At 71.2% G+C, this 5807-nt stretch carries 6 protein-coding genes and 1 pseudogene; 5 read left to right on the top strand and 2 right to left on the bottom strand.

Going from position 1 to position 5807, the window contains the following annotated elements; all coding sequences use genetic code 11:
* Positions 1–604, top strand: a pseudogene (locus ACLEQD_RS35140) (hypothetical protein); the annotation flags it as partial.
* Positions 571–1047 carry a hypothetical protein gene (locus ACLEQD_RS35135; protein ID WP_410390119.1) on the top strand — a complete coding sequence of 159 codons (477 nt, stop codon included), beginning with the start codon at positions 571–573 and terminating at the stop codon, positions 1045–1047. The pseudogene ACLEQD_RS35140 and the gene ACLEQD_RS35135, both read left to right, overlap by 34 nt.
* 34 nt (positions 1048–1081) lie before the next feature.
* On the opposite strand, the gene ACLEQD_RS35130 is transcribed toward ACLEQD_RS35135, so the two are convergent.
* Both ACLEQD_RS35130 and ACLEQD_RS35125 read right to left on the bottom strand, forming a co-directional pair.
* Complete coding sequence (locus tag ACLEQD_RS35130; protein ID WP_410390117.1) at positions 1082–1759, bottom strand: RDD family protein; 678 nt, start codon at positions 1757–1759, stop codon at positions 1082–1084.
* A gap of 84 nt (positions 1760–1843) precedes the next feature.
* Positions 1844–2815, bottom strand: coding sequence for a PDR/VanB family oxidoreductase (locus ACLEQD_RS35125; protein ID WP_410390115.1), 972 nt, complete (start codon positions 2813–2815; stop codon positions 1844–1846).
* 305 nt (positions 2816–3120) lie between these two features.
* Between ACLEQD_RS35125 and ACLEQD_RS35120 the strand changes: the two genes are divergently transcribed.
* The 3 genes from ACLEQD_RS35120 (at position 3121) to ACLEQD_RS35110 (ending at position 5760) form a co-directional block, all read left to right on the top strand.
* Positions 3121–3765, top strand: a complete 645-nt coding sequence (locus ACLEQD_RS35120; RefSeq protein ID WP_410390113.1) for a hemerythrin domain-containing protein — start codon at positions 3121–3123, stop codon at positions 3763–3765.
* 126 nt (positions 3766–3891) lie between these two features.
* Complete coding sequence (locus tag ACLEQD_RS35115) at positions 3892–4644, top strand: SIMPL domain-containing protein (protein ID WP_410390111.1); 753 nt, start codon at positions 3892–3894, stop codon at positions 4642–4644.
* 207 nt (positions 4645–4851) lie between these two features.
* Positions 4852–5760 carry a DUF2381 family protein gene (locus tag ACLEQD_RS35110; protein ID WP_410390110.1) on the top strand — a complete coding sequence of 303 codons (909 nt, stop codon included), beginning with the start codon at positions 4852–4854 and terminating at the stop codon, positions 5758–5760.
* Positions 5761–5807 lie beyond the last annotated feature (47 nt).

Raw genomic sequence — 5807 nt, 5'->3', positions numbered from 1 at the left:
CTGGCCGGCCGCACCGGCCCAGGGGGCTGTCTCCCCGGGCACGTCCGGGCAGGTGCCGGCGCGGCCCGAGCGCAGGCCGGTGGCGCGGATCGCCGTGGCGGCGCTGCTGCTGGTGGGCGCCTCCGTGGGCATCACCACCCTCGTGCTCCGCTCGCACACGGCCGAGCAGCCCGTGGTGCCCCAGGCGCTCCCGCCCTCCGAGCCGGTCGTGGCGTCCGCGCCTCTGACGGTGGAGCCGCCTCCCGCGGTGACGCCGCCCGTGGAGCCTCCGCCTCCCGAGGCCGCGGTGGACGCGGGCGTGGTGGCCAGCGCGGAAGAGCTCGAGGTGAAGCCCGAGCCGGTGAAGCCCCCGCCGGAGGTGAAGCCCGTCGCCGGGACGAAGCGGCCCGTGCAGCGCCCGGTGGAGCTGGTGCCCGCGCATCTGCCCGTGGCGAGGATTGGCGAAACGGGAGGCGGCCAGCGCGTGGTGAACGCGGACGTGCCCAAGGGCATCAACGCGGGCACGGTGTTCAAGGTCGTGGGGCCCCGCAGAAGGGGACCCGCAAGCGTCCGGTGCTGGGGACGGCGACCGTGGAGTCCATCAACCCGAACCGCCAGCGCATGACCCTGCGGCTGGACTCGGAGGCGGACGCGTCGAAGGAGCCGCGCTTCGTGCTGATGACGGCGCGCCCGTCAGGGCCGACGCTGCCCACGCCCACGCCCGAGCCCACCCCGCCGGTCGCGACGCCCGAGCCGAAGCCCGAGCCGAAGCCCGTGGAGCGCTCACGCCTCCTGGGACAGGCGGAGATGGATGGCCTGCTGGGGAGCAGCTTCAACCGCACCCTCTATGTGATCAGCTCCGACACCCGGACCTGGCACAACTGCGTCATCGTCTTGAGCGGGCGGCAGCAGGCCTTCATGGCGAAGCTCGACCCGTACCAGACCCACAAGGTCCCGGTGGGAGAGCGCTACTTCAAGGTGAACTACAAGGCGCCCCCCGTGCCGGAGAAGGCGGTGTGGGTGAACTGCGACGAGGGCGAGGACACCTTCGCGCTGATGAAGCGCTGAGGCGCGGGCCCGGGAGCCCAAGCGCCCCCCGGGCTCACGGCCCCAGCCGCGCGGCGGCCACGGGGCACTCGTTGCGCACGAAGTCCGCCACCTCCGTGTCGCCGCCGCTCGCGTTGCGCACCGCGCGGGACAGGGACGTGCGGCACTGCCACGTCACCTCGCGCGTGCCGTGGCAGCAGTGCCACCCGGTCAGCGTGCGGTCCAGGTACTGGAGCATCTCCTGCCGCGTGGGCGTGACGATGCTCCACACCGCGCCCAGGAGCAGCACCAGCCCCACCAGCGGCAGGGGCAGGCTGCGAGCCCAGCCGCGAAGGCCGCCTGGAATCACGCTCGCGTGCACGCCCAGTTGTTCATCCAGCGGCCGGCGTTGCAGCACCACCTGGAGCACCAGCTCCACCGGCGCGGTGAGCGCGCGCAGCAGGCCCGCGCCCAGGCCGGGCTTCTTCCCTTCCGCGCGCTCCAGCTTGAGGCCCAGGGCGTGGCGGCCCGGGGTGAGCCCCGTCAGCCCGCCCACGCAGGACAGGAGGAGCCAGGAGGCCCCCATGGCGAACCCCAACAGACCGGCCGTGGACACCCACTCCGCCGCGCGCACCGCACCCCAACCCACGAGCGCCGCGCCCGTGAGGTCCAGCAGGTCCGCCACCCAGAGCCGGTTCTGGAACCGGGCCTCGGTGGGCGGAGTGTCCATGGAGAACAACGTCCCGTCGCTCATCAGCCTCTCTCGTGTACGAGCGGGGCGCGAGCATAGGCGGCCCGCCGCGCACTGGCGCGCTCCAAAACGCCGGGCACGGGGAGGTTACAGGTCCAGCACCAGCCGCTTGGACCGGGCGCGCGACACGCAAACGAGCATCCGCGCGTCACCCGCGGACTCCTGCTGGAAGAACGTGTCACGGTGGTCCGGGGTTCCTTCACACACGCGGGTGACGCAGGTGCCGCACGACCCCGCCTCGCAGTCGCTCTCCACCTTGACGCCGTGGGTGCGTAGCACGTTGAGCACCGTCTTGCCGGCCGGGACGCGCAGCACCTGGCCGGTGCTCTTGAGCGCCACCTCGAAGTCCTCCTCCGCCGCCGCGTGGGTGGCGGACGTGCCCTCCGCGGTGAAGGCCTCGAAGTGCACCTTCTCCCAGGGCCACTTGTGCAGCGCGGCCGCCTCGCGCACGGCCTTCATCAGGCCCGCGGGGCCGCAGCAGTACAGCCGCGTGCCCGGGCCGCGCGTCGCCAGCAGCGCCCGCACGTCCAGCCCCTTCGTGGGGTCGCCCCCGTCGTGGTGGAGGTGCACGCGGCCCGCGAAGGACGGCGTGGACAAAAGCTCCCGGAAGGCGGTGCGGTCCGCGTCGCGGGCGCAGTAGTGCAGCACCCACTGCGCGCCGGTGCGCTCCAGCAGGCGCGCCATGGCCAGGAGCGGCGTGATGCCGATGCCGCCCGCGATGAGCACGTAGCTGCGCCCGTACAGGAGGGGGAAGTCGTTGACCGGCTCGCTCACGGTGAGCACGTCGCCCTCGTGGACGTGGTCGTGCATCGCCTTGGAGCCGCCGCGGCCGTTGGCGTCGCGCTGCACGGCGATGACGTAGCGGTGCGTCTCGCCCGGGTCGTTGCAGAGCGAGTACTGGCGCATGCCGTTGAGGCCCGGCACCTGCACGTCCAGGTGGGCGCCGGCCTCGAACTCGGGCAGGGCGCCGCCGTCCTGGGAGACCAGCTCGTAGGACTGGATGCCTTCCGCCTCACGGGTGATGCGCGCCACCCGCAGCCGCAGCGTGTTCGTCGTCACGGTATTGCCCCTGTTCCCTTGCCCGCCGCCCGCGCGAGACCGAATCTGACCGCGCACGGTGTGCACGCCCGCGCCGTCCGGGGAGTGGGGACCGGTGCGGTTTTTCGACAGCTGCCGGACACTCCGGGCATCCCGCCCGCCTGCCCTCCGTGCGGACGCGGGGACCTGGGCGGCGGGGGTGGGCACGGCCGGGAATCCATCCCCACCCTTCACTCCGTGCCGCGCTGCGCCAGGGCCCTTCCGGGCCCGGGCGGTTTCACGACGGGGGAGGCGCGGCCCCTGATTCGACGCAAGGGAGACGGCCCATGGATGCCATCACGTTGTTGAAGGCGGACCACAAGACGGTGGAGCAGTTGTTCCGCAAGTTCGAGAAGGCGGGCGACCACGCGCTGGCGCACAAGCGCAAGCTGGTGGACGAGATGGTGCGCGAGCTGTCCATCCACGCCGCCATCGAGGAGCAGGTCTTCTACCCGGCCGTGCGCGCGCGCTCGGAGGCGCTGTCTCCGGACGTGCTGCGCGCGCTGGAGGAGCACCACGTGGTGAAGTGGGTGCTGTCGGAGCTGGACACGCTGCCGCCGGAGTCCGAGCGCTTCGACGCGAAGGTGCACGTGTTGATGGAGAACGTGCGCGCCCACGTCACGGAGGAGGAGCAGTACCTCTTCCCGGAGGTGAAGAAGGCCTTCAAGCCGCAGGAGCTGCGGCAGGTGGGCGAGGCGCTGGAGCTGGCGAAGAAGGCCGCGCCCACGCACCCGCACCCGGCCCAGCCGGACACGCCGCCGGGCAACCTGCTGACGGGCGCGGTGGCGGCGGTGATGGACATGGGGCGGGACGCGCTGCGCGTCGCGCGCCGCAAGGCGGTGACGCAGGTGCGCAAGGCCGCGCCGCGTCCGCTGAAGAAGCCGCTGGAGTCGGTGATGTCGCTGGGGTCCTCGGGCGACTCGCTGCACTGAAGCGAGCGTCCGGCGCTGGACGCCCCGCGCCCGGTGAATGTCCGCCGGGGCCGGGGCGTCCTTGGGGCGTGAGGGGCTTTCGCGCTACACGCGCGGAGGCTCCTTGAGCCTTGGGAAGGAGGCGCCATGTCCGCTGTTCGCAGGATGTTGACGACGCTGGTGGTGCTCGCGGGTTTCACGGCCGCGGCGCAGACGCAGGTCCCCTCGTCGGGTTCACCGCAGCCGAGGCCGCCCGTGGATCCGCGGGTGCGCACGCTGCGCGTGGAGGGCACGGGTGAGGTGAAGGCGCAGCCGGACGAGGCCTTCATCGACGTGGCGGTGGAGACGTCCGCCCCGAACGCGAAGGCCGCGGGGGAGGAGAACGCGAAGCGGATGGACAAGGTGCTCGCGGCGCTCACGGGGGCGGGCATCGCGAAGCGCGACCTGCAGACGCGCAACTACAACGTCTATCCGGAGTACACGCCGTCGCCGCCGCAGGGTGGGGAGCCGAAGCTGAAGGGCTACCGCGTGAGCAACCTGGTGAGCGTCCACGTGACGGACCTCTCCAAGGTGGGGAGCCTGCTGGACAAGGCGCTGGCGGCGGGAGCGAACCGGGTGGACTCCGTGCGCTTCGGCCTGAGCCGCCAGGACGCGGTGCAGGGAGAGGCGCTGCGTCAGGCGGTGGCGCGGGCAAGGAAGTCCGCGGACGTGCTGGCCGCGTCGCTGAACGTGAAGCTGGGCGCGGTGCTGGACGCGAGCACGGTGACGGAAGCGCCGCGCCTGTACCCGGCCACCTTCGCCATGGACATGGCGGAGTCGCGCGCCGCGCCCACCACGCCCATCCAGCCGGAGGAGCAGACGGTGCAGGCGAAGGTGACGCTCATCTTCGCGATTCAGTAGCTGCGACCACGGACGTGTACAGGCGCCCCAGTGCTCATGGCCATACCTGGGAAGCCATCATGCCTGTTCATTGGGTGGGTTCGTCCTGTGTGGCGTACCCGCCGCATCCTTGCCGAGACAACCCCCTGTGGCGGGAGGTGGGAAGGCAACCTGGGAACCCACGGCACCTGCTACGGTCAGCGCCGTCTTCTCGGAGGTTGCCTGCCGGTGCTCCTGGTTTTCCGTCCGTTGCTGCTGCTGTCCCTTCTTCTGCTGGGCACGAACGTCACGGCGCAGGAGCCCTCACGAGGGCGTGAGTTGGTGCAGCGGCGGGTGACACTCTCCCAGTCCGCAACCGGCAAGCCCGTGGAGCTGCACGTCGCTTCTGGCTCCCTCACTGCATTGGAGTTCGACTCCCCCGTGGATCGTGCAGGAGTGAAGCTGGGGGACGCCAGAGACCGTTTCGAGCTGATCGTGGCCACGGACCGGCTGATCATGCTCAAGCCCACAGGCGACGTGGGAACGGGTGAGCACGTGCTGCTGACCGTGCCCTTCGCGGACGGCATGGCCCCAGCACGCGCTGTTTTCGCTCCCGTCACGAACGCCACCCAGGTGGATGCGCAGGTCCAGGTGTCGAGGCTGCCACGCACGGCCGAGGCGGTGCAGGCCGAATTGGACGAGGTGCGCGCTGCATGCGCGGGAAAGAACATCGAATTGGAAGCGCTCCGGGCGCGAAGCGCGGCCACGGGACCCTCGGGCATGCTCTTGGCTGGGATGCTGGATCCTGTCGGTATCCAGGTGAAAGAACTCACAGCCCAACTGTTGAAGCCCGCTAACGGGCTGACGGTAGAGCGTCTCACCGCCTTTCGAGGCACAGGGTGGGTCGCGCTCTCGCTTGAAATCACGAACGAAGGGGCGGCGCCCTGGACGCCCACGGAGGCCCGACTGTCCTCGGCGCGCGGTGGGCGCTCCCATGCGATGGTGGCGATGCGAGAGCCTCACATCGCTCCGGGTGGGAAGGCGCAGGTCGTGGTGGAGGCCCGTGGCGAGGATTGGCCTGAAGACGCCACCCTCCGGGTGGAACTGCGCGACAGCGCGGGAGAGCGGCGCCTTCTCATCCCTTCCCTGGTGTTCTAGAAGCGCGGGCCATGCTGCTTTTCATTCCCGCCAGCTTGAAGCCCGGG

It is taken from the genome of Corallococcus sp. 4LFB, from assembly GCF_046520365.1.
Classification (GTDB): domain Bacteria; phylum Myxococcota; class Myxococcia; order Myxococcales; family Myxococcaceae; genus Corallococcus; species Corallococcus caeni.
Note: the sequence above shows the minus strand (reverse complement) of the source record. Positions and strands in the feature narration are given on the sequence as shown.

Coding starts and splice junctions, on each gene's coding strand:
- ACLEQD_RS35115 (WP_410390111.1), top strand. CDS start 3,892: ATGTCCGCTGTTCGCAGGATGTTGACGACGCTGGTGGTGCTCGCGGGT.
- ACLEQD_RS35120 (WP_410390113.1), top strand. CDS start 3,121: ATGGATGCCATCACGTTGTTGAAGGCGGACCACAAGACGGTGGAGCAG.
- ACLEQD_RS35130 (WP_410390117.1), bottom strand. CDS start 1,759: ATGAGCGACGGGACGTTGTTCTCCATGGACACTCCGCCCACCGAGGCC.